General features: G+C 67.7%; 22 protein-coding genes. 8 read left to right on the top strand and 14 right to left on the bottom strand.

Features of this window, described 5'->3' with window-relative positions:
- Window positions 1-8: 8 nt before the first annotated feature.
- The 6 genes from AB4851_RS10645 to AB4851_RS10620 form a co-directional block, all read right to left on the bottom strand.
- Window positions 9-1,076 carry a 2,3-butanediol dehydrogenase gene (locus AB4851_RS10645; RefSeq protein WP_414447161.1) on the bottom strand — a complete coding sequence of 356 codons (1,068 nt, stop codon included), beginning with the start codon at window positions 1,074-1,076 and terminating at the stop codon, window positions 9-11.
- 69 nt (window positions 1,077-1,145) lie between these two features.
- A complete protein-coding gene (locus AB4851_RS10640) occupies window positions 1,146-2,258 on the bottom strand; it encodes an acetoin dehydrogenase dihydrolipoyllysine-residue acetyltransferase subunit (protein WP_414447160.1) in 1,113 nt (370 codons plus the stop codon).
- Window positions 2,258-3,274, bottom strand: a complete 1,017-nt coding sequence (locus AB4851_RS10635; protein WP_414447159.1) for an alpha-ketoacid dehydrogenase subunit beta — start codon at window positions 3,272-3,274, stop codon at window positions 2,258-2,260. The genes AB4851_RS10640 and AB4851_RS10635 overlap by 1 nt, the downstream gene beginning before the upstream one ends.
- 66 nt (window positions 3,275-3,340) lie before the next feature.
- Window positions 3,341-4,342: a thiamine pyrophosphate-dependent dehydrogenase E1 component subunit alpha gene (locus AB4851_RS10630; RefSeq protein ID WP_414447158.1), complete on the bottom strand. Its 1,002-nt coding sequence runs from the start codon at window positions 4,340-4,342 to the stop codon at window positions 3,341-3,343.
- A gap of 15 nt (window positions 4,343-4,357) precedes the next feature.
- Window positions 4,358-5,404 (bottom strand): ATP-NAD kinase family protein, encoded by a 1,047-nt coding sequence (locus AB4851_RS10625; protein ID WP_414447157.1) that lies wholly within the window; start codon window positions 5,402-5,404, stop codon window positions 4,358-4,360.
- 256 nt (window positions 5,405-5,660) lie between these two features.
- Window positions 5,661-7,655 (bottom strand): sigma-54-dependent Fis family transcriptional regulator, encoded by a 1,995-nt coding sequence (locus AB4851_RS10620; protein ID WP_414447156.1) that lies wholly within the window; start codon window positions 7,653-7,655, stop codon window positions 5,661-5,663.
- Window positions 7,656-7,954: 299 nt separating this feature from the next.
- Here AB4851_RS10620 and AB4851_RS10615 point away from each other — a divergent pair, with 299 nt between their 5' ends.
- From AB4851_RS10615 to AB4851_RS10605, 3 genes are all read left to right on the top strand, one after another.
- Entirely contained in the window at window positions 7,955-8,854 is a 900-nt protein-coding gene (locus AB4851_RS10615) for a hypothetical protein (RefSeq protein WP_414447155.1), read from the top strand.
- Between the two features lie 197 nt (window positions 8,855-9,051).
- A complete protein-coding gene (locus AB4851_RS10610) occupies window positions 9,052-10,695 on the top strand; it encodes an HAL/PAL/TAL family ammonia-lyase (protein ID WP_414447154.1) in 1,644 nt (547 codons plus the stop codon).
- Between the two features lie 14 nt (window positions 10,696-10,709).
- A complete protein-coding gene (locus AB4851_RS10605; RefSeq protein ID WP_414447153.1) occupies window positions 10,710-11,363 on the top strand; it encodes a GntR family transcriptional regulator in 654 nt (217 codons plus the stop codon).
- 233 nt (window positions 11,364-11,596) lie between these two features.
- On the opposite strand, the gene AB4851_RS10600 is transcribed toward AB4851_RS10605, so the two are convergent.
- From AB4851_RS10600 to AB4851_RS10585, 4 genes are all read right to left on the bottom strand, one after another.
- Window positions 11,597-12,904, bottom strand: coding sequence for an MFS transporter (locus AB4851_RS10600; protein WP_414447152.1), 1,308 nt, complete (start codon window positions 12,902-12,904; stop codon window positions 11,597-11,599).
- Window positions 12,905-12,998: 94 nt separating this feature from the next.
- Window positions 12,999-13,979 carry a 4-hydroxythreonine-4-phosphate dehydrogenase PdxA gene (locus tag AB4851_RS10595; protein ID WP_414447151.1) on the bottom strand — a complete coding sequence of 327 codons (981 nt, stop codon included), beginning with the start codon at window positions 13,977-13,979 and terminating at the stop codon, window positions 12,999-13,001.
- A 100-nt stretch (window positions 13,980-14,079) separates the two neighbouring features.
- Window positions 14,080-15,006 carry a LysR family transcriptional regulator gene (locus AB4851_RS10590; protein WP_414439696.1) on the bottom strand — a complete coding sequence of 309 codons (927 nt, stop codon included), beginning with the start codon at window positions 15,004-15,006 and terminating at the stop codon, window positions 14,080-14,082.
- Window positions 15,007-15,178: 172 nt separating this feature from the next.
- Complete coding sequence (locus tag AB4851_RS10585; protein ID WP_414447150.1) at window positions 15,179-15,835, bottom strand: MOSC domain-containing protein; 657 nt, start codon at window positions 15,833-15,835, stop codon at window positions 15,179-15,181.
- Between the two features lie 262 nt (window positions 15,836-16,097).
- Between AB4851_RS10585 and AB4851_RS10580 the strand changes: the two genes are divergently transcribed.
- Genes AB4851_RS10580 through AB4851_RS10565 form a run of 4 tightly spaced genes read left to right on the top strand, consistent with a single transcriptional unit; the run spans window position 16,098 to window position 18,619 of the window.
- On the top strand, window positions 16,098-16,409 hold the full coding sequence (locus tag AB4851_RS10580; RefSeq protein WP_414447149.1) for a DUF2282 domain-containing protein: 312 nt from the start codon (window positions 16,098-16,100) through the stop codon (window positions 16,407-16,409).
- Between the two features lie 56 nt (window positions 16,410-16,465).
- Entirely contained in the window at window positions 16,466-17,323 is an 858-nt protein-coding gene (locus AB4851_RS10575) for a DUF692 domain-containing protein (protein WP_414447148.1), read from the top strand.
- On the top strand, window positions 17,313-18,095 hold the full coding sequence (locus tag AB4851_RS10570; RefSeq protein ID WP_414447147.1) for a DNA-binding domain-containing protein: 783 nt from the start codon (window positions 17,313-17,315) through the stop codon (window positions 18,093-18,095). The genes AB4851_RS10575 and AB4851_RS10570 overlap by 11 nt, the downstream gene beginning before the upstream one ends.
- 32 nt (window positions 18,096-18,127) lie before the next feature.
- Window positions 18,128-18,619, top strand: a complete 492-nt coding sequence (locus tag AB4851_RS10565; protein ID WP_414449167.1) for a DoxX family protein — start codon at window positions 18,128-18,130, stop codon at window positions 18,617-18,619.
- Between the two features lie 69 nt (window positions 18,620-18,688).
- On the opposite strand, the gene AB4851_RS10560 is transcribed toward AB4851_RS10565, so the two are convergent.
- The 4 genes from AB4851_RS10560 to AB4851_RS10545 all read right to left on the bottom strand — a co-directional run bounded on the left by AB4851_RS10560 (window position 18,689) and on the right by AB4851_RS10545 (window position 20,965).
- Window positions 18,689-18,922, bottom strand: coding sequence for a tautomerase family protein (locus AB4851_RS10560; protein WP_414447146.1), 234 nt, complete (start codon window positions 18,920-18,922; stop codon window positions 18,689-18,691).
- 176 nt (window positions 18,923-19,098) lie between these two features.
- Window positions 19,099-19,263, bottom strand: coding sequence for an SDR family oxidoreductase (locus AB4851_RS10555; RefSeq protein WP_414447145.1), 165 nt, complete (start codon window positions 19,261-19,263; stop codon window positions 19,099-19,101).
- Between the two features lie 140 nt (window positions 19,264-19,403).
- A complete protein-coding gene (locus tag AB4851_RS10550) occupies window positions 19,404-19,826 on the bottom strand; it encodes a VOC family protein (protein WP_414447144.1) in 423 nt (140 codons plus the stop codon).
- 233 nt (window positions 19,827-20,059) lie between these two features.
- Complete coding sequence (locus tag AB4851_RS10545) at window positions 20,060-20,965, bottom strand: LysR family transcriptional regulator (protein WP_414447143.1); 906 nt, start codon at window positions 20,963-20,965, stop codon at window positions 20,060-20,062.
- A gap of 133 nt (window positions 20,966-21,098) precedes the next feature.
- Here AB4851_RS10545 and AB4851_RS10540 point away from each other — a divergent pair, with 133 nt between their 5' ends.
- Window positions 21,099-22,478 carry an NAD(P)H-dependent oxidoreductase gene (locus tag AB4851_RS10540; protein ID WP_414449166.1) on the top strand — a complete coding sequence of 460 codons (1,380 nt, stop codon included), beginning with the start codon at window positions 21,099-21,101 and terminating at the stop codon, window positions 22,476-22,478.
- Window positions 22,479-22,499 lie beyond the last annotated feature (21 nt).

Below are 22,499 nucleotides of genomic sequence, written 5' to 3'. Positions count from 1 at the left end.
GCCCCGGTTCATGTCAGCCTCGGCTGGACGACGATCTTCACGGCCGACTCGTTGTTGTGGATCAGCGTGTCGAAGCCCTGCGAAACCAGGTCGTCCAGTTGAATGCGCTGGGTGATGAACGGCGCGAGATCGATCCTGCCCTCCTCGACCAGCCGGATCGTGGCCTGATGGTCGTTGCAATACGCAATCGTGCCGCGCACGTCCAGCTCCTTCATGACCACGCTGTGCACGTTGATCGTCGCCGGATGGCTCCAGATCGACACGATCACCACCACCGCACTCGCCGAGCAGGCCGCCACCAGCGTGTCCAGCACCTTGTTGACGCTCGAACATTCGAACGCCACATCCACGCCCTTGCCGCTCGTGAGCTTCATCACCTCGGCCACCACGTCCACCTCGCTCGGGTCGAGGATGTGATCGGCCACGCCCGATTCGCGCGCCTTCGCCTTGCGCGCCGCACTCAGTTCCGTGACGATGACGGTCAGCCCCGACGCCTTCAGGATCGCCGACAGCAGCAGGCCGATCGGGCCGACGCCGCCGACCAGCGCCACGTCGCCGGCCTTCGCGCCGCTGCGCGTGAACGCATGATGGCCCACCGACAGCGGCTCGATCAGCGCCGCCTGGTCGAGCGGAATCGCGTTCGAGATCGGATGCACCCAGCGGCGCTTGACGGCGATCTTTTCGGACAGGCCACCGCCCCGGCCGCCGAGGCCGATGAAGTTCATGTTCGGCGACAGGTGATACTTGTCGCCCGGCCCGGTCGGCACGTCGTCGGCCACGATGTACGGCTCCACCACCACATGCTGGCCGATCGCGAGATCGGTCACGCCCTCGCCCACCGCATACACCACGCCCGAAAACTCGTGGCCGAGCGTGACGGGCGCGGCTTCGCCGGAGATCGGATGCGGGTGCCCGCACGGCGGGATGAAGATCGGCCCTTCCATGAACTCGTGCAGATCGGTGCCGCAAATGCCGCACCACGCCACGTCGATGCCGACGGTGCCCGGCGCGACCACCGGCTCGGGGATGTCTTCGATGCGGATGTCGCCTCGGTCGTAAAAACGTGCTGCTTTCATCGTTCGCATTCCTTCAGGTGTTTCGAATGAGTCCCAGCGGGCGCGGCGGGAACGGCCGCGCCCACAGCGTCAACGGCCCAGGTGCTCGCGCAGCAGCGCGTTGACGTCGTTGGCCTTTTCCATCTGCGGCATGTGGCCCGCGCCGTCGAGCAGCGCCACCTTCGCGCCCTTCGGCGCGGCCTGGGCGTGGCCGCTCGGGATCACCCGATCCTCGCGGCCCCACACCACCAGCACCGGCTTGCCGAAGCCGCCGAGGTCCCGGCCCGGCAACTCGCGCTGCCGGCCGCCCGCGAACAACTGGCTGCCGAGCGCGTCGAGCGCCTCGGTCACGCCGTCGAGGCGCTTGTACTTGAGCAGATCGTCGAGCATCTGGCGGCTGACCAGCGCGGTGTCGGCGAACAGCAGCTCGGCCACCGGCTTCAGATCGCGGCGCGAATCGGCCTTCACGAAGCCTCCGGTGTAATCGGCATTGACCTCCTCGCCGAAGCCCGCGCTGTCGATCAGCGCCAGCGACGCCACCTTCTGCGGCTCGGCCACGGCCAGTTGCGCGGCGATCCCGCCGCCCATCGAGTGGCCGACCAGATGCGCCGACGGCACGCCGACCGCCTCCATGAAGCGGCCGACGAACGCGGCCTGCGCCTCCAGCGTGGCGCCGGCCAGCTTCACGGTGGATTGCCCGTGCGCCGGCAGGTCGAGCGCGATCACCGGGTGCCGCTCGGCCAGCGCGTCGAGGTTGAACAGCCAGTTGTTCAGGTCGCCGCCGAAGCCGTGGATGAACAGCACCGGCGTGCCCGCTTCCGGCCCGCGCCGCGCGTAGCGCACGCGAATGCCGTCCACCTCGACGAAATCGAACGCCGGGCCGGCGTCCTCGTCGTCGGCGCCGGCGGCCGGCACCTCGAACGCGGCGACATAGGCGTCGATCTCGGCGTCGCCGACTTCCAGCTCGGCCAGCACGCCGAGCAGCGCCTTGACCGGCAGCGTCTCGCCGCTTTGCGCGACGATGCGGCGCAACAGCCCCGCATCCGGCGCTTCCACGGCGTTCGAGATCTTGTCGGTTTCCACGTCGACCAGCGCGGTGCCGACCTCGATGCGCTCGCCTTCGCGCACCAGCCAGTCCTGCACCGTGCCCTCGCGCATCTCCAGCCCCCACTTGGGCATCACGACCGGGGTAATGGCGGCCATCAGTGCGTCCCTCCGTTCATGGTGCGTCGCGCGGCGTCGGCGATCTGCGCGGCGCTCGGGATATACAGGTCTTCCAGCGTCGGCGAGAACGGCACCGGCGTGTGCGGCGGGCAGACCATCTCGATGCCCGCCTTCAGCGCGCCGAACGCGCGCTGCGCGACCTGCGCGGAAATGTCGGTGGCGATGTTGCAGCGCGGGCTGGCCTCGTCCACCACCACCAGGCGGCCGGTGTGCTCGACCGTTTCGAGCACCGTATCGATATCGAGCGGCGACAGCGTGCGCAGGTCGACGATCTCGGCCTCGATGCCTTCCTTGGCCAAGGTTGCCGCGGCCTCCAACGCGCGGTGCACCATCAGGCCGTAGGTGACGATCGACACGTGCTTGCCGTCGCGCACGATGTTCGCCTCGCCGAACGGGATCGTGTACGACGCCTCCGGCACCTCGCCTTCGAAGCCGTACAGGTTCTTGTGCTCGCAGAAGATCACCGGATCGTTGTCGCGGATCGACTGGATCAGCAGCCCCTTGGTGTCGTAAGGCGTGGACGGGCACACCACCTTGAGGCCGGGGATGTGCGTAAACAACGGCGTGAGCATCTGGCTGTGCTGGGCCGCCGCGCGGAACCCCGCGCCCACCATCGCGCGGATCACCACCGGCGTTTCGGCCTTGCCGCCGAACATGTAGCGGAACTTCGCGGCCTGGTTGTAGATCTGGTCGAAGCACACGCCCATGAAGTCGATGAACATCAGCTCGGCGATCGGCCGCATGCCGCACGCGGCCGCGCCGATCGCCGCGCCCACGTAGGCCGATTCGGACAGCGGCGTGTCGAGCAGCCGGTCGCCGTGCTTGGCATACAGGCCCTTCGTCACGCCCAGCACGCCGCCCCAGGCATCCTTCTCGCCGTTGGCGCCGGAGCCGCCGACGATATCCTCGCCCAGCATGATCACGGTGGGGTCGCGGGTCATTTCCTGGTCGATCGCTTCGTTGATCGCCAGCTTCATGCTCAATTTGCGGGCCATATTCACGTCTCCTGATTGTTTGATCGCATCGGTTGCCTTGGTCGCATCGGTCGATAAGCGGCGGGGTCAATAACGGACATAGACATCCGCGAGCAGATCCTCCGGGCCGGGCAGCGGCGCGGCCTTGGCCTCCACCACCGAGCGCTCGATCAGCTCGGCCACCTCGCGATCGATCGCCGCCAGCGCGTCGCGCGCAATCACCTCGGCGCGCGTGACCGTCTGCACGAACTTCTTGATGCAATCCTTGTTGCTGCGGATGTCGTCGAGTTCGCCGGGCGCGCGGTAGGTTTGCGCATCGCCCTCGAAGTGGCCGTAGAAGCGCACCGTCTTGCATTCGAGCAGCGACGGCCCGCCGCCTTCGCGCGCACGCCGGATCACCTCGCCGGCCGCCTCGTGCACGGCGAAGAAATCGGTGCCGTCCACCGTCACGCCCGGGATGCCGAAGCCGGCCGCGCGGTCGACGTAACTATCCACGGCGGTGCCGTATTCGCGCGCGGTAGCCTCGGCGTAGCCGTTGTTCTCGATCACGAAGATCACCGGCAAATTCCAGACCGCCGCGAGGTTCAGGCTTTCGAGGAAAGTGCCCTGGTTCGACGCGCCATCGCCGCAGAACGTGATGCCGATCTCGCCCTTGCCACGAAACTTCGCCGCCAGCGCCGCGCCGCAAATCAGCGGTGCGCCCGCGCCCAGAATGCCGTTGGCGCCCATCATCCCCTTAGACAGATCGGCGATATGCATCGAGCCGCCCTTGCCGTTGCACGAGCCGCCCTTGCGCCCGTAGATCTCCTTCATCATCGCGACCGGATCGACGCCCTTCGCGATGCAGTGGCCGTGCCCGCGGTGCGTGCTCGCGATCCGGTCGCCGTCGCCGAGGTGATGCAGGATGCCGACGCCGGTCGCCTCCTCGCCTGCGTACAGGTGCACGAAGCCGGGAATGTCGCCGCGTCCGAAATCGACGTGCAGCCGTTCCTCGAACTCGCGGATCGTGCGCATCCTGCGATAGACCGAAAGCAGCGCCGCCTGGTCGAGCGGCAGCCGGCCCGGGCCTGCTGCGATGTCTGTTGCCATGCTTGTCTCCTTGTTTCAGGTGGGGGTGGGGTGGGTGCGGAACCCGGATGCGGGCGGGCATGCGCCCGCGCCGCCGCGCATCACCTGCGCGAGCGCCGCGTGACGCATGCAGGCGGCCACGTCGATGCTGCTGAAGGCGTTTTCCTTCAGGGTGACGAACACTTCGTCATGCGAATCGAAGGCCAGCTCGCGTTCGCCGTCGAGCGCGACCACGCCCGCGCGCTGCCGCACGCGATGCGGCACGCCGTGCGCGATGCGATGCCACGCCGCGATCGGCACCGGCTCCAGCAGCCCCGGCGCGATCGGCGCAAGCAGCTCGAACGCGCAGCGCCCGGGCTGGCCCAGCTCGATGGCCAGGCCGCCGCGCTCGTCGCGGCCGATCGGTTCGAGCAGGCCGCCGATGGCGGACAGGCCGATCGCCTGCGGGCTCGCGTACGACACGTACACCGCGCTCAACGTGTCGGCCTTCCACACGGCGCGCGCGCCGATATAGCGCTCGCGCGAGATCACGGCGTCCACCAGCGCGAGGTCGCGCCGCCACGCCCCGCCCGGCTCCCGAATCGTCACGTCGAGGCACTTGTTGCTCGCCAGCGCGCGCGAGGCGGGAATGCGCCCCGTCGCGAACAGGCCGGTGGCCAGCCCGGTGATGGTGGATTCGCGCATCTCGGGGAACGCGTTGTTGGTGCCGGTGGACAGGCCGACGATCGGCACCTCGCCGCATTCGCGCACCACGGCGCGATGGGTGCCGTCGCCGCCGAGCACAACGATCGCCGCCACGCCCGCCTCGCGCATGCGCCGCGCGGCGAGCAGCGTGTCGTCCACGCTGCCGGCCACCGGCATGTCGAGGTAGTCGATCTCCGCCATCGCCGCGCCCGACGCCTGCGCGCGAGCCAGATGGCGTTGCAGCATGACGCGCAGCCCCTCGCGGTCCGGCATCATCAGCACGCGCTCGATACCGCCGCCGGCCAGCCCGGCCAGCAGGCGCAGCACGATGTTCGCGCGGTCCGCCAGTTGCAGGCTGTTCGCGTTGGCGATGACGCGGCGAATGTCGCGCGCCGACACCGGGTTGGCGATGATGCCGACCCGGGGGAACGAACCGGAACGGGTTCGTGCATGCCTGTCTCCGATGTGCTTGTTCTGACAGCAGCGATAACGCAACTGCCATGCCAGTGCCGCATCGGCCCGCAGGCATGAAAAAACGCGAGAAATTTAGGGGAATACCCCGGCAAACCGGGCGGGAAATACGAGGCGGCGGCCCGCCGCCGTGACAGGTGTCACAGCGGCAGGTGCATCAGGTGGGACAGGCGTATCGGTGCGCTCAGTGCGTGTCGCGCGCGCCGGTATCGGTGCGGTTCGGCGACTGGATGCCGTAGCGCGCCATGCGGCGGTACAGCGTCATGCGGCTGATGCCGATCTGCCGCGCGACGGCGCTGAGGTTCCAGCCGGCCGCGCGCAGGTATTGCATCAGCAGCGCGGCTTCGGGCGGCAGCGTGTGACGGTCCTCGGTGTGATCGACGTGGTCGGCAAGTAATGGCCGCGACGCGGCTTCGCCGGCATGCGTGTCGCCAATCCCCTCGGGCAAGTCGCGCGCCTCGATATGACGGTGATCGCACACGGCGCGCGCATATTCGAGCGCGTTGCGCAGCTCGCGCAGGTTGCCCGGCCAGCGATGGCGATGCAGCCGCTCGCGCGCCGCCGCCGACATCGTGTAGCCCGGCTCGCCGTCCGGCACGGCGAGCAGCTTGCGCACCAGCCAGTCCAGATCGCCGCGCTCGCGCAGCGGCGGCAGCGCGAAGCGCGCGCCGTTGAGCCGGTAGTACAAATCCTCTCTGAACAGGCCGCTGCCGATCAGCCGGTCGAGCGCATGATGCGTCGCGGAAATCACGCGGATATCGACCGGCACCGGGCGCGACGCGCCGATCGCCAGCACCTCGCCTTCGGACAGCACGCGCAGCAGGCGCGATTGCAACTCGCGCGGCATGTCGCCGATCTCGTCGAGAAACAGCGTGCCGCCGTTCGCTTCCTCGATCAGCCCGCGCTTGGGCCGCGAACCGGCGCCCGAGAAGCTGTTCGGCAGGTGTCCGAACAGTTCGCTCTCGATCAGCGTGTCCGGAATCGCCGCGCAATTGACCGCGATGAACGGGCCGTGGCGGCGCGCGCTGGCGCGATGCAGCGCCTTCGCCAGAAACTCCTTGCCGCTGCCCGTCTCGCCGTTGATCAGCAGATTGATCGGCGAATCGATCAGCTTCGCGGCGCGCTGCAACTGCTGCTGCAACGCCGCATCGCCGCCGCACAGCGCGGCCAGTTCGGCCGGCAGCGGCGGCGGCGTGCCGTCGCGCATCGCGGGCGGCAGGCTCGGCGCCGGCGGCATGACGCTCAGGTAGAGCGCGCGCCCGCCGTGATTGAGCCGCACCACGCGCTGCTCGCTCGGCCGCGAATAGACGAAGCGCCCCAGTTCCTCGGTCCGGGCGTCGAACAGCGCCTCGAAGCGCTGGCCGAGCAGCGGCGGCACGTGCGGATCGTGCGGATCGGTGCCGGCCGCGAGCGCCTGTTGCGCGCGGCGGTTATGGCCGGCGATCCGGCCGTCGGCGTCGAGCGCGATCAGGTAGTCGGGGCTGACTTCGAGGAACTCGGGCGCGGGGCTCAGTTTAAGCACCCAGTCCTGGCGGTGACGGCGCAGGAAATAGGCGTCCTCGATCTGGCTGGCGTACATGCGCACCAGTTGCAGCGCGAGCATCTGGCTGTACCGGGCTTGCGGCGAACTGAGCGCGGAGATGTCGAGGATCGCCGTGAGCCGGCCGTACGAATCGAACAGTGGCGCGGCGGTGCAGGTCAGCGGAATGTGGGTGGCGTCGAAGTGATCGGCCTGATGCACCGTGAGCGCCTGCCCGGCCGCCAGCGCGGTGCCCACCGCGCAGGTGCCGGCGCCGTCCTCGCTCCATTCCGCGCCGAGATACAGGCCCGCGCGCCGCAGCGCGGCATCGGCATTGGCATCGCCGAGGTAATCGACGGTGACGCCGTCGGCATCGGTCAGCAGTACGACGTAACCCATGCCGGCCACCTGGCCATGCAGGGTTTCGAGGCCGTGACGGGCGATGCGCGTGAAATCGTCGATGCGTTGCTGGTGTTCGCGCAGGCGGATTGGCGGCAGGATGCGCGCCTCCTGCATGCGGGCCGGATCGAGCCCGTATTGATGGACGCAGCGCCGCCACGAACTCTGGATCAGCGCATCGTGTGTGCGCATGGCCGCCGGTAACTCGCCGGTGGTGGCCAGGACCACCGTTTCGATGTGATCGCGTTGCCGCACGTCCATCGTTGTCTCCTGTTTCCGCGCCGCCTGCTGTGGTGCGACGCGGGGCCGGCCCGCGTGCAACGCCGGCTGGCGATCAGGTGGCGCCCCTGCCATTTTCCAGACTGGGTGATTAATGTAGCCGACGGTACGGGATGCCGCAATACGATGGCGGCGGGGCGGCGTCGGGCGGTTTCGGGACGCGTCGGTAACCGAAACCAAACCGCTGCTTCGCGCACCGGCACCCTGCTTCGTACTCGTGAGCGGCAGACCTGCCGGCACGCGGAATGATGACGGCGTATCGCTCAATCAGGGTCAATTGCATGGACGTCCGCCGTACCGGCTCCCACACGCCAGCCACTCAATCCGATAACGATCACCAGCCTGAAAACGGGCATCGCGGGCATCGCGACCACCGCGCCGCGCCGAACACGGCGCAGGCGAGCCAGGTCGTCAGCGGGCCGTTGCAGGATCTGGCCCGCCGGCGCAGGCAGGCGAGCGCCGAATCGGGCCGTGGCGTGATCGAAACCGATTCCCGCCTGGCTGCCGCCCCAAGCCTGTTTCAAAGCCTCGATACCGCCGTGGCGAGCCTGTCGCGCAACGCCCCGCCGCCTGCGGCGCCGCGCGCGCCGGGCGGCGGCAACCGGCCCCCGCGCGCACCGTTGCCCCGTGCCGGCTTGCCGCGCGCGCCAGCCTCCCCGGCCCGCGCCGACCCACGGCAGCACCTGATCGAAGGCGCGGCTGCGCCAGGCTGGCGCGACCATGTCTTTCAGAGTTTCGACGCGATCATGAATGCATCGCCCGCGAGCCTGAACCTCGGGCCGACAGCACCGCCGTCTTCGGCGGTGCTGTCGCGCGGCGATCAGCGCTCGCCCGAGGAACTCGCTCACACGGCGAACATTCATCAAGCGCGGCCGAGCCTCGGGCTCGACGATCTGCAGGCAAACCGGCAAACACTGGGCCGGGGCACGCCCGATCAAATCGCGCGTGGCCGCACGTATATTCCGCGCCTCGCGCAAGCCGAAACGCTGATTCGCACCTACTTCGGCCAGGACGGCGAGCATCGCGACGAACGCGCGCTCCAGCCGTTTCGGGCGCTCGCTCAAGAAATCGGCGCGGACGCGGCCAGCGAACACGATGACGAACTGATTTCGGCCGGCGATTACCTGACGGTCATGGACCATCTGGGCGTGATGTTTCGGCGCGTGCCCGACGACAACTGAACTCGCCGCATCGCGATTTTTGCCGGCTGCCCAAGCATTCCTGAACGCCGCCGGCCCATGAGGATCGCCAGGGCGGCCTGCCGAACAGGCCTGGCCGCCGATCCCACTCTTCCCTAACCAGCCCCAAACATCCCGTCTTGTGCCGCCCAAATTTTTTATAGATAATAGATAAAATACACAAACGGAGTTCGCCCCCCATGTCCCAGCCCTCTCGCATCACCCTCACCGGCAACGACCTCACGCTCACCCAGATCGTCGACATCGCCCGCCACAACGCCCCCGTCTCCCTCGGCGACACCGCCCGCGCCAACCTCGCCGCCACCCGGCAATTCATCCACGACAACTGGCTCGTCGACGACGCCCCGCTGATGTACGCGTTCAACACCGGCGTCGGCGCACTGAAGAACCAGCGCATCGGCGCGCTCGACATCGCGCGCTTCCAGCGCAACCTGATCCATTCGCATTCGGCCAGCACCGGCGAGCCGATGCCGCCCGAAACGGTGCGCGCGATGATGGCGATCCGCGTCAACACGTTCGCGCGCAACCATTCGGGCATTCGGGTGGAGGTGGTGGAACGGCTCGTGGCGATGCTGAACCTGGGCATCACGCCGGTGATCGCGGCCAAGGGCAGCGTGGGCGCCAGCGGCGATCTCGCGCCGCTGGCCTTGATGAGCGGCGCGTTGCTGGGCCTCGATCAATCGGTGGTCACCTACCAGGGCAACACCATGAGCGCACGCGCCGCGTTCGAGCGCGCCGGCCTGCCGCCGACGTTCGATGTCGAGGCGAAGGACGCCACCGCGCTGATCAACGGCTCCACCGCGTCGCTGGCCTACGCGGTGCTCGCCGCGTTCGATGCGCGGCAACTGCTGTCGGGCGCGACGATCTCGCTGGCGATGTCGCTGGAAGCGATTCGCGGCGAACGCGCCTGCTTCGAGGATCGCGTGATGCTGGCGCGGCCGCATCCGGGCCAGCGCCGCGTGGCGCAGGCGGTGCGGCGCCTGCTGGAAGGCAGCGCGCGCTGCACGCACGAGGCCCGCGCATTCGCGCCGCCCGGCGCCACCGAAGCCGAAGCGCTGGCGGCCGCGCAACCGCGTATTCAGGATGTCTACTCGTTTCGCTGCTCGCCGCAGGTGTACGGCCCGGTGCTCGACGCGCTCGACTACATCGACGGCATCCTCACCACCGAAATGAACAGCGCCACCGACAACCCGCTGATCTTCGCCGCCGACCAGCGCTACGACATCGTGTCCTGCGGGCACTTCCACGGCCAGTACGTGGCGCAGGCGATGGACCTGCTCGCGCTGGTGACGACCGACCTCTCCGCGATCTGCGACCGCCGCAACAACCTGTTGATCGACCCCGCTTATAATTTCGGCCTGCCACGCAACCTGATCGCCCGCGAGCCCGGCATCAACACCGGCTTCGCCGTGGTGCAGAGCATGGGCACCGGCCTCGTGCTGGAGAACATGGGCCTGTGCGCGCCGGCCAGCGTGACGAGCCTGCCGGCCAAGGGCAATCAGGAAGACCACATCAGCAATGCCTGCTTCGCCGCGCGCCGCACGCGCACGGTGGTGGAGAACGCGCAGGCCGTGGTCGGCGCGGAAGTGCTGATCGCGGCGCAGGCGCTGTCGCTCACGCAGCAGGCTTACTCGGCGTTCCCGCTCGGACGCGGCGCGCAGGCCGCGCTCGAACGGGTGCGCGCCGAGGTGCCGGCGATGCTCGGCGACGATCGCTGGGTGCACGACGACGTCGAGGCGGTGCGAGCGCTGGTGCGCAGCGGCGCGCTCGCGCAAGCCGTGACGGCCGCCTGCGGCGACATGTGGGGCCCCGCAACACCCTAAAGGACAGATCGAACGTGGTTCTCGACAATTCGGATTCCCTGCCGGCACGGATTGCCGCCGGCCTGGCGCAACAGATCATTCGCGGCGAGCTGAAGCCCGGCGATCGGGTTCGCCAGGACACGGTCGCCGCCGACTTCAACACCAGCCACGTGCCGGTGCGCGAAGCGTTCCGGCGGCTCGAAGCGCGCGGGCTGCTGGTGTCGCGCGAACGCAAGGGCGTGTACGTGCCGGCGCTGGATCAGGCTTCGATCGTCGAGATCACCCGCATGCGCTCGGCGCTCGAAGTGCTGGCGCTGCGGCATGCCATTCCCAACCTGACCGAAGCCGACCTCGCCCTGGCCGAAGACGCCATCGCGCAGGCCGAGCAAAGCCGCGACATCGCGGCGTGGGAAGAAGCGAATCGCCACTTCCACGCGAGCCTGTACCGGCCGTGCGGCATGCCGCGCCTGCTGTCGGACATCGACAGCCTGCACGAGGCGCGCCTGCGCTACATGTACGCCACGGCGGCGATGATCGACTGGAATGCGAAATCGGAAGCCGAACACATCGCGCTCGTGGCGGCCGCGCGGCGTGGTGATGTGGCGCTCGCCTGCTCGCTGCTGGAACAGCACGTGAGCGACGCCGGGGACATTCTGGTGGCCGCCGTGGGGACATTGCCTGCGGCGTAAGTCGCGGGCGACCGGATGTTGGCACGATCGAACGAGCCGAGGCGGTTCGCGGCGGCTCGGATTCCGGTGGCGGCCGTGGGAACATCGAGCGCGGGGTGAGCCGCGGGCGACCGGACGTTGGCACGCTCGAACGAGCCGAGGCCGTTCGCGGCGGCTCGAAGCTTGAGCCTCCGCGCCACCGAGGCGGCAGCGTCAATGCCGCCCTCCACAGTCCCGGAACCCGCGCCGCCTGCCTACGACGGACGCAGCTTCCCCTCGCGCGCCGCATCGGGTTCCACGTCGATCGTGCGATCGGGATGGATCTTCAGCGTCATCAGCGTGCCGATCAGCAGGAACAGCAGCGAGCCGGCGAACGGCAGGTTCCAGTTGCCGGTGCGGTCGATCACCGCGCCGAACACCACCGGCGACACGATGGTGGCGAGCGCCGCGCCGGTGTTGAGCATGCCGCTCGCGGTGCCGGCATGTTGCGGCGCGACGTCCATCGGCACCGCCCAGATCGGGCCGATCGTCAGTTCGAGCATGAAGAACGCGCCGGACAAGCCCAGCGTGACGACCGTGAGGTCGTGGCTCAGCATCACCGGGATCATGCAGGCAAACGCGCCGAGCAGACTGAACGCGATCACGCCCTGCCGCGCCAGCCGGATGCTGCCGGTGCGCTTGAGCACCCGGTCGCTGATCACGCCGCCGAGCACGTCGCCCACCACGCCCGCCAGGAACACGCCCGAGGAAAAAATCGCGGACTCCTTGAGATTCAGCCCGTAGCCGTGCAGAAAATACAGCGGCACCCAACTGAAGAACAGCGTGTTGCTCCACACCTGGCAGAAGTACACGAAGATCGACGGCGACATGCGCCCGGCGATGCGCCGCCACGGCGTGGCCACGCGCGCCTGCGCGTCGGCGGCCACCCTCACCGGCAATTGGGCGAGTTCCGTTTCATTCACACGCGGATGCGCCCGCGGATCGTCGCGGTAATACAGCACCCAGACGACGATCCACAACGCCGTCATCACGCCCACGATGATGAACGACAGGCGCCATGAATACAGCGTCGCCAGCAAGGCCACAAGCGTCGGTGCGACGGCATTGCCGAGCCGCGACGAGGAATGCGTGATGCCCTGCACGAAGCCGCGATCCTTGGCCTGAAACCAGTTCGCGATCGCCCGCGCCTGGGCAGGCAGCGCGGCGCCCTCGCCCACCCCGAGCAGCAGGCGCGCGGCGCACAGCGACGCGAGCCCGCCGACCATGCCGGTGGCAATGGTCGCCACCACCCAGATCGAGCCGCACAACAGCAGCGTGCGGCGCGCGCCCATGCGGTCGGCGAGCCATCCGCCGATGATCTGGAAGATCGCGTAGGTATAGCCGAACGCGGAGAACGCGAGGCCCAGCGTGGTGTTGGACAGGCCCAGTTCGGCCTTGATCGGCCCGGCCGCGGCGGCCAGGTTGACGCGATCCAGATACAGGATGAACGACATCGCGCACAGCAGCGCCAGGATGGCCCGCTGTACGTGAGTGCGTCCCGAACGCCGCAATAGCGAATTCATGTCTCCTCCGACTGCGAGGTCCGCGGCGGCCTGCGCCACCGTCGGCCTCTGTTCGATTTCGGTTCGATTTCGGTTGGTTCGATGCCGGCGCCGCTCAGGCGAACGCGGCCGACTGCGAGCGCGCCATGCGGCAGGCCAGGTCGAAGGCATGCGCCATCGCCGTGGCGCTCGCGCGGCCCTGGCCGACGATGTCGTAGGCGGTGCCGTGAGCCGGGGTGGTCACCGGCATCGGCAGGCCGCCCTCGACGGTCACGCCCACCTCGAAGCCGAGCAGTTTGGTGGCGATCTGCCCCTGGTCGTGATACATGGTCACGATGCCGTCGAGTTCGCCGGCCCGCGCGCGCAGGAAGATCGTGTCGGCGGGATACGGCCCGGTGGTCGCGAAGCCGCGCTCGGCGGCCAGCGCCATGCCCGGCTCGATCACTTCGCTTTCCTCATTACCGTAGTTGCCGTGGTCGCCGTTGTGCGGATTCAGGCCGCACACGCCGATGCGCGGCACCGCCACGCCCGAGGCGCGCAGCGCGCCGGTCAGCATGCCGATCGCATCGGCCACCGCCTCGGGCGACAGGTGCGCGGACACCTCCCGCAGCGGAATATGCGAGGTCACGCGCGCCGTCCACAGCGGATCGAGCACGTTCAGCTCGCCGCACACGCCGCGATGGTCGAGCAGGCCGGCGAACCAGCGCATCTCGTCCTCTTCCTGCATGCCGCCGAGGCGCAGCGCGCTCTTGTTCAGTGGCCCGAAACATACCGCGTCGGCCAGGCCATCCTGCACACGGCGCACCGCGAGCCGCAGCGAATCGAGCATGAAGCGGCCGCTCGCTTCCGAAATGACGCTCGGCGCGAATACCGCGTCGCTGCCTTCCCAGTGCAGGATTTCCAGCCACGGCGCGGCTTGCGGGATCGGCACGCCTGCGGCCGCCGCGCCGCGCGCGAGCGCCTCGCGGTTGCCGATCAGGGTGATGTGGGCTTTCTCGGCCGTGGCGGGGTCCGCCAGCAGGCGCGCGATGATTTCTGCGCCGACGCCGGCGGGGTCGCCGATGCTGAGTGCAATTCGAACGGGTGACTGAGACATGGTGCTCCGAGCGCGATGATCATGGGGACCGCTGCGTTCGATGCGAGCGGTTCGGCCTCAAGATAAGGACGATCGCGCCGGCCGGCCATCGCTCATTGAGCTATTCAGGTTTCGTGTTTTGCGAAACCGGCCCGCAAAGCAGGTCGAGCACGGACAGCGTGGACGACGACAGCGCCTCGGTGGGCAGGTGGCAGAGCAGGAACTGGCGGGTGGCCCAGTTGCCCTCGATGGGCAGGATGCGGAACGGCGGGCCGCCGGCCAGCGCGCGCGCCACGCCCTCCGGCATCACCCCGATGCCGACGCCCGCGGCCACCATCGCCGTCATGCTGTCGAAGCTGCCGACGCGAATCCGCATGCGCAGCGTCTGATCCCGCGCGTTCGCCAGGCGCGCGAGCGCCACCGAAATGGCCGAGCCTTCCGTGAGGCCGATCACGTCGCAGGCCAGGATGTCGTCCGCGGTCGCGCGCTCGCATTCGGCCAGCGCGTGATCGGCGGCCGTCACCACCACCAGTCGATCCTCGCGATAAGGGCGCGTCGGGAAATCGAGCCGCCCGAGCGACGCTTCGTAGATGCCGATATCGACCACGCCGCGCGCCAGCGCCTGCATCACGCCGTGGCTGTTGAGTTCCTGCAGGTCGATATCGATGCCGGGGTGGGCGGCGTGGCTGCGCTGCACGTCCTGGGCGAGAAACTGCAACACCGCCGACGTGCAGGCGGCGATCTTCACGATGCCGCGATCGCCTTGCCGGAACGCGGAGGCATCGTCGGCCATGCGCGCCGCCGAGTGCAGCATGCTGCGCGCATGCGCGAGCAAGGCGCGGCCGGCATCGGTGAGCGTCATGCCGTGCGGCCGGCGCTCGAACAGCGCCACGCCGAACTGCGTTTCCAGTTCGCTGATGCGGCGCGACGCGGCGGCGGGCGCGAGCGCGACACGCTCGGCCGCCTTGGTGACCGCGCCGAGTTCGGCGGTGGCCTCGAACAGGCGCAGCGTCGTCAGATCGAAATGGATACGGTTGGCGCGACGCATCGGGTGGGGGAAATGGGGAGAATGCGCGAAATTCTATCCCGTTGGGGGTTCGTCGAGAAAAAGCCGTCGGTCTCGCCCGACGACGCATGCTGCTCGGCCACGGCGCGCGTAACGGACCAACGCCGCGCTCGTCATTGCGTCGGCCCGTTGCTCAAGCGATATCGACGATGCCTCAACCGGCGTGCGAGCGCAGCCACTCCGCGCGATGCTGCAAGCGCTGCACCCATTCCGGCGCCAACCCGTCGGCGGCGGCCAATGCCGACACCGCGTCGATGCGCGGCCGGTGCGCCATCTGGATTTCCCAGAAGCGCTCGATCGAAAACGCCGCATCGGGCCGCTCGATCAGGTCCATCGCATCGCCCACCGCGAGCTTGCCGGGGCGCAGCACGCGGTAGTACCAACCGGTGATGCCCGTTCGCGCAATGAAGGCCGCCACACCACTGGCGCCCAGGCGATGATCGATCTTCCAGCAGGGCCGGCGCGGTTGCGACACCTGCAGGATCGCCGTGCCGGCCTGATAGACATCCCCGATGCAGACGCTCGCTTCGGTCAGCCCCGGCGCGCAAATGTTCTCGCCCACGCAGCCGGCCAGCAGCAACGGCTCGCAATCGGGAAACTGCCGCCCGAGCGCCGGATAGTTTTCGAACGCGTATTGATGAACCGCCTTCTCCGGCCCGCCATGCACACGCCGGTCGGCCTGCTGGTCGCCGCGAATGCCGGACACCTCGATATCGGCATCGGCGATCCGCGTTTTGTAAATGCCCGTGAGATGCCCTTCCGGGCCCAGCTCGGTGATACCACCCGCAAACAGATGTTCGACTGTCGGCATCGCGCCCGTCCTGACGATTTGAACCTGCACACTGTGCCGCCGATGGCGCGCAACGTCCATTGATCATTGAAGATCGTACGCATCACTGAACGTGATTGCGACCGCCGCGCGAGCGAAAAACACATGCAGACACACCGGCATCTTGCTTCGGATGAAAACGCGGCGCAAAAAATTTCGCATCGGCTGTAACTCACGGCGTGGAGGCAGCGAATTGATGAGCGTACCCAATGTGGGTGCGCCCACTTCAAATCCGGAGAACCTCATGTCCACGAATACCAAGATCACGTCCGCCCTGCTCGCCGGTGCCGTCGCCAGCCTGCTCGCTTCGGTTGCGCATGCCGCCCCGCTGACCAAGGCCGAAGCCGGCGCAGCCGTCGCCGCTCACAAGGAGCAATGCTACGGCGTCGCGCTCAAAGGCCAGAACGATTGCGCGGCCGGCCCGGGCACGACGTGTCAAGGCACGTCGACGGTCGATTTCCAGGGCAATTCGTGGAAGTTCGTGCAAGGCGGCACCTGCGCCAACATCCAGGTGCCGGGCGGTGGCCACGGCTCGCTGACGCCGATGAAGTCCTGACCCACCCCCAGCCCATCAGAGGAGCGGGGATGGCGCCTGACCATCCCCGGTTAGCGATGACGGAATTCCCCCCGCTTGCCGGCGTCAGCTTCAAGCACGACCATCTCGCCGCGATAACCGAGCAACGGCCTGCAGGCCTGTTTTTCGAAGTGCACGCCGAGAACTACATGGGCGACGGCGGCCCCGCGCACCGCGCGCTCGGTGCGATACGCCGCAACCATTCGTTATCCGTGCACGGCGTCGGCATGTCGATCGGCGGCCCCGGGCCGCTCGATGCACGCCATCTCGCCCGGCTGCACGCGCTGGTCGCCCGCTATGAGCCGATGCTGGTGTCCGAGCATCTGGCGTGGTCGTCGCATGGAGGCACGTTCTTCAACGACCTGCTGCCGCTCCCCTATACGGAACAGACGCTCGCCACGGTCTGCGCGCATATCGATCAGGTTCAGGACACGCTGCAACGACGCATCCTGCTCGAAAACCCTTCGACGTACGTAGCATTTTCCTCTTCGACGATGCATGAGGTCGATTTCCTGCGCGCGGTAGCCGAACGCACCGGCTGCGGGCTGCTGCTCGACATCAACAACGTGTTCGTGTCCGCGTGCAACCAGCGCGGCTCGGCCGAGGCCTACCTCGCCGCGTTTCCGCTCGAACACGTCGGCCAGATTCACCTGGCCGGCCACAGCGAGCAACGCGACGACGAGGGCGAACCGCTGCTGATCGACAGCCACGACCGCTCGGTGGCCGACCCGGTCTGGGCGCTCTATGCGACCACCATCGCCCGCACCGCCGGCATCCCGACGCTCGTCGAATGGGACAGCGCGTTGCCGGCCTGGCCGATACTGCACGCCGAAGCGCGGCAGGCAGCCGAGGTCATGCGCGGCGCGTCCATCCAGGAGCACGCTCATGCGTCATGACGCACACGCCGCCGGCGCATCGATGCAAGATTTCGCGGCCGGGCTGCTCGACCCCGCCTGCGCGCCGCCCATCGACGCGATCGCGCCGGACCACAAGGGCGTCGAGCAGCGCTACAACGTCTACCGGAACAACGTGACGGTGAGCCTGATCGACGCGCTCGCGGCCATCTACCCGGCCGTGCAGCGCATCACGGGCGTCGATTTCTTCCGGGCGATGGCGCGCTTTCACGTGCGCGAAACGCCCCCGCAATCGCCGCTGCTGTTCGAATACGGCCACGCGTTCGCGCCGTTCATCGAGCGCTACGAATACGCGTCCGAGATGCCGTGGCTGGCCGATGTCGCGCGGATCGAGCGCGCCTGGCTCGACGCGTATCACGCCGAGGATCAGCCGCACCTGAGCGCCGCCGCGCTGGCGCAGGTCGCCCCCGACGCGCTGATGACGCTGCGCTTCGTGCCCCACGCCGCCGCGCGCATCGCCACCTCGCGGTTTCCCGCGGTATCGATCTTCGTCATGAATCGCGACGACGACGCCACCACCACGCTCGTATCGAGCACGCCGGAAGACGCGCTGATCACGCGCGTGGATGACGCGGTGACCGTCTCGCGCCTGCCGCCGGGCGGCGCCGCGTTCCTGCGCGCGCTGTTCGACGGCGAGCCGTTCGGCTCGGCCGCCGCCCATGCACTCGAAGCCGATCCGGCCTTCGACCTGCCCGCCAATCTTGCCGGCATGATCGCCGCCGGCGCCTTTACCTCGATTCGTACAGGAGCTTGACCATGATCTCGGATTCACGGAGCCAACCGCGCATGCCGCTCGCCACGCTTGCCCGAGGCGTCGGATGCGCTCGCCGGGTGGTCGAGCGCATCGCCCAGCCGTCGCTCGTGCAACTGGTGCTGCGCATTGCGCTGGCGGTGCCGTTCTGGAAATCGGGCATCCTCAAATGGAGCGGTTTCCTGCAACTCAACGACACGGCGGTCGACCTGTTCACGGATGTCTTCAAGCTGCATCTGCCGGGCGGCCCGTATCCGTTCCCGATGCCCGCCGTGTTCGCGTTCCTCTCGGGATGCGGCGAGGTGGGGTTTCCCGTGCTGCTGGTGCTCGGGCTCGGCACCCGCTTCGCCGGGCTCGGCCTGCTGCTGATGACCTGCGTGGTCGAACTGACGGTGCCGGACGGCTGGCCGATCCACCTGACCTGGGCGGCCATGGCGCTCGGCGTCGCCGCGTGGGGGCCGGGCAAGATCTCGATCGATTACCTGCTCGGCGACCGGCAAGCGCGTTCGTCAAGCATGCCGAAGTAAATCGCACGAGCCCGCGTCGCCTCTCCGTTTTCCGGGGTGGTGACACTCGAAAATGGTCAGCGCCGCGGCCTATTTCTTGCCGGCTTGCTGTTCGCGCCATTCCGGGGTTGTGACGCCGCCCACTCCCCAACTGTCGAGGTCGACTTCATCGATCACGACGAACGTCGTGTGATGCGGCTTGCCCATGACGTCGAACAGCAGATCGCTGACGCCCTTGATCAGCGCCTTCTTCTGCGCCGGCGTCGTCGCCGATTCGCCCGGCGCGGTGCCTTCGCGCGTTACCTTGATATTGACGTACGGCATACCACCCTCCCATGGTGAAAGGCATTGCGCCGCACGGTCTGCCAACCTGCGGCGCCAATCTTCGGGCCGAGGCACCGGTTCAGCCGAAGGTCAAACCGACATCGACGTGGCCACGCGTTGCATTCGCGTAAAGACACTTGGCGGAGGACGCCTCGCGACGCCCACCGTGCGTCGATTTACCAGCGGCCGGCGTGCTGACCGCCATCCACGTTCAGGGTTTCGCCCGTCACGAACTTGGCGTTTTCGAGGTACAGCGCGGCTTCCACGATTTCCGACACCTCGCCCATGCGGTCCATCGGGGGCATGCCGTTGAGCACGGCGTGCGTTGCTTTCGGGTGCATCGGGGTCTTGATATCGCAAGGATCTGCCGATTCGAACCGTGGCGGAGTATGTCGCGCGCGTTCGACGAAGCGCGTCCGCTATTCGAAGCGTGATGCGCGTGGCGTCATGGCGTTGCCGCCATGCCGCCACGTGCACCGAATTACTTCGCCGCCACACCCGTGTCGTAGTCGAACTCGATGCGGATACCGCCCGGCTCGTACACCATTGCATGGCGCTTGGTGCCCTTGCCAAGCGGCTCGGGAGCGAATTCGACGCGCGCGCCCGGCCATGCGGACACCCGCTCGAACACCGTATTCAACGCTTCTTCGCTGGCGACACGCAGCGCCAGATGGTGCAGCCCGACGTTGCGTTTGCGGTCGAATTCGACGAGCGCGTTCCGCTCCGTCACCTGCCACAGCGTCAGCGTGACGTGCCCGTCCGACACGAAGGCGGCCGGGTATTCCGGCCGCTCGCCGACGACGTTCCAGCCGAGGCATTGCTCGAAGAATTGCCGGGTCGAGGCGAGATCCCGAACCGCCAGGCCGAGATGGTCGATGCCGCAGGTAAGCGCTTGGTTGGACATGGTGGGGAGGTTCCTTCTGGTTGAATGAGGGCCGGCAGCGGCGGGTTCGCCTCGACGCCGCCGAACTTCCGGTTCACGGCATTCGGTGCATCGGGCATCGGGACCAACCCGGGCAACGCCTCGATCCGCGCCAGCCAGCGCCCAATGCTCGGGTAAGGATAGAACGAAACGGCGCAATCCTCCGAAGCCGATACCAGGCGGCAAGTCGAATCAACGGCCAGCCCACATCGCGCTCACGCCTGCCAGAAGGTCCGGCCATCCGGCGCATCGTCGATTTCGGCTCGCAGGAAATCGTGCATCAGACGCACGCGGGCGACGTCGCGGGTGTCGGCATGCGTGACCAGCCAATAGCTGCGCGTCAGCTCGATGTCGTCGGGCAAGACGCGCACGAGTTCGGGTTCCGAGCGCGCAATGAAGCACGGCAGCACGCCAAGCCCCACCCCGCCCCGGATGGCGCCCGCCTGGCTGATCACGTTCGAAATCCGCGTGCGGGCCGCAATGCCGGCCGACACCTGCGGCAGATAATCCAATTCGGAAGTCCACATCAAGTCGTCGATATAACCGACCCAAGGGCGGTCGACCATATCGCGCCGGCGTCGAATCGGCGGCGTGGCAGCGAGATAGCGGCGCGCGGCGTAAACGCCCAGCGTGTAGTCGACCAGCTTCTCGGCATAAACACGCCCCTGCGCCGGCCGCGACATCGTGATCGCGATATCCGCCTCGCGCTTCGACAGGCTGAACAACCGAGGATTGGCGACCAGCTCGATGTCGAGATTGGGATGGGTGGCCGTCAGGCGCGCGAGCCGTGGCGCCAGAAAATACGTGCCGAACCCCTCCGGGGTGCCGATTCGCACGGTGCCCGTCAAGCCGATCGAGCGGTCGTCGAAGCGCTCGCGCATCTTCAGCGTCAGGCTTTCCATCGCTTCGGCATCGTCGAGCAATTGCTCGCCTTCCGGCGTCAACACGAACCCCACGCTGCGCCGATCGAACAGCCGCGCGTTCAAGGCCCGCTCCAGCGCCGCGATACGGCGGCTAAGCGTCGAATGATCGACGCCCATTTGCTGCGCCGCAACGGTCAGCCTGCCCGCGCGGGCCACGGCGAGAAAGGCCTGAATGTCATCCCAGTCGAAACCGCGCATGTGATTTTGTGCACAGAGCATGTGTAGATTTGCGCATTCTATTGCAAAAAACGCGGTGCTATCTTGGTTGCGTCCGACGATGCACGGTTCATCGCATCGCCATCCGATCGCCCCAAAAACACAGGAGACAAGCATGTCCTTGATCGCAAAACTTTCCGCCCGCGCCGAAGCCGGCAACCCCGTACGGGTCGGTTTGATCGGCGCCGGGAAGTTCGGCTCGATGTATCTCTCGCAGGCACCGCGCACACCGGGCATTCATCTGATCGGCGTGGCCGATCTGTCGCCGGCACGCGCGCGCGCCTCGCTCGAGCGCGTGGGCTGGGACGCCGCGCGCTATGCCGCCACCTCGTGGGCCGACGCGCGCAAGCACGGCACCACCTTCATCACCGACGATGCCGACGCGATGATCAAGGGCGACGACGTCGACATCGTCATCGATGCGACGGGCAGCCCTGCGGCCGGCATCCACCATGCGTTGCTGTGCTGCGAATACAAGAAGCACATCGTGATGGTCAACGTCGAGGCGGACGTGCTGGCCGGGCCGCTGCTGGCGCGGCGCGCGCAGGAAGCCGGCATCATCTATTCGATGGCATCGGGCGATCAGCCCGCCTTGATCGCGGAAATGGTGGACTGGGCGCGCACGATCGGCTTCGAGGTGGTGTGCGCCGGCAAGGGCACGAAGTACCTGCCCGCCTACCATCAATCGACGCCCGATACGGTCTGGGGGCATTACGGGTTCACCGAGGAACAGGTCGGCTCGGGCGATTTCAACGCGCAGATGTTCAACTCCTTCCTCGACGGCACCAAGTCCGCCCTGGAGATGGCGGCCGTCTCGAACGGCTGCGATCTGCGCCCGCCGTCGGATGGCCTGAGCTTTCCGCCGTGCGGCGTCGACGATCTGCCGAGCATCCTGCGCCCCACGGGCGACGGCGGCATTCTTTCGCACAAGGGGAATGTCGAAGTCGTGTCGTCGCTGGAGCGCGATGGGCGGCCGGTGTTTCGCGATCTGCGCTGGGGCGTGTATGTCGTGTTCGAAGCGCCGTCGCAGTATGTCAAGGACTGCTTTGCACAATACGGCTTGAAAACCGATGCCAGCGGCCGCTACGCCGCCATGTACAAGCCGTATCACCTGATCGGGCTGGAATTGGGCGTATCGATCGCCAGCATTGCCGTGCGCGGCGAGGCGACGGGGGCCACCGGCATGCTGCATGGCGACGTGGCCGCCACCGCCAAGCGCGATCTGCGCGTTGGCGAACGGCTGGACGGCGAAGGCGGCTTTACCGTCTACGGCAAGCTGATGCCGGCCGAGGATTCGCTGATGCGCGGCGCCCTGCCGATCGGGCTTGCTCACAACATGGTGCTGCAGCGTCCGATCAAGGCAGGCCAGACCGTGTGCTGGAGCGATGTGAGTTTCGATGCGAACAAGGAAGCCGTGCGGGTACGCCGTGAAATGGAAACGATGTTCCGCCGCGAGATGAACATCGTGCTGCCCGCCGAGAAAATCGCATCCTGACGCATCACCCGGATCGCCGCG

It is taken from the genome of Burkholderia sp. 22PA0099 (assembly GCF_047497165.1).
In the GTDB taxonomy this organism is placed as follows: domain Bacteria; phylum Pseudomonadota; class Gammaproteobacteria; order Burkholderiales; family Burkholderiaceae; genus Burkholderia.
Note: the sequence above shows the minus strand (reverse complement) of the source record. Positions and strands in the feature narration are given on the sequence as shown.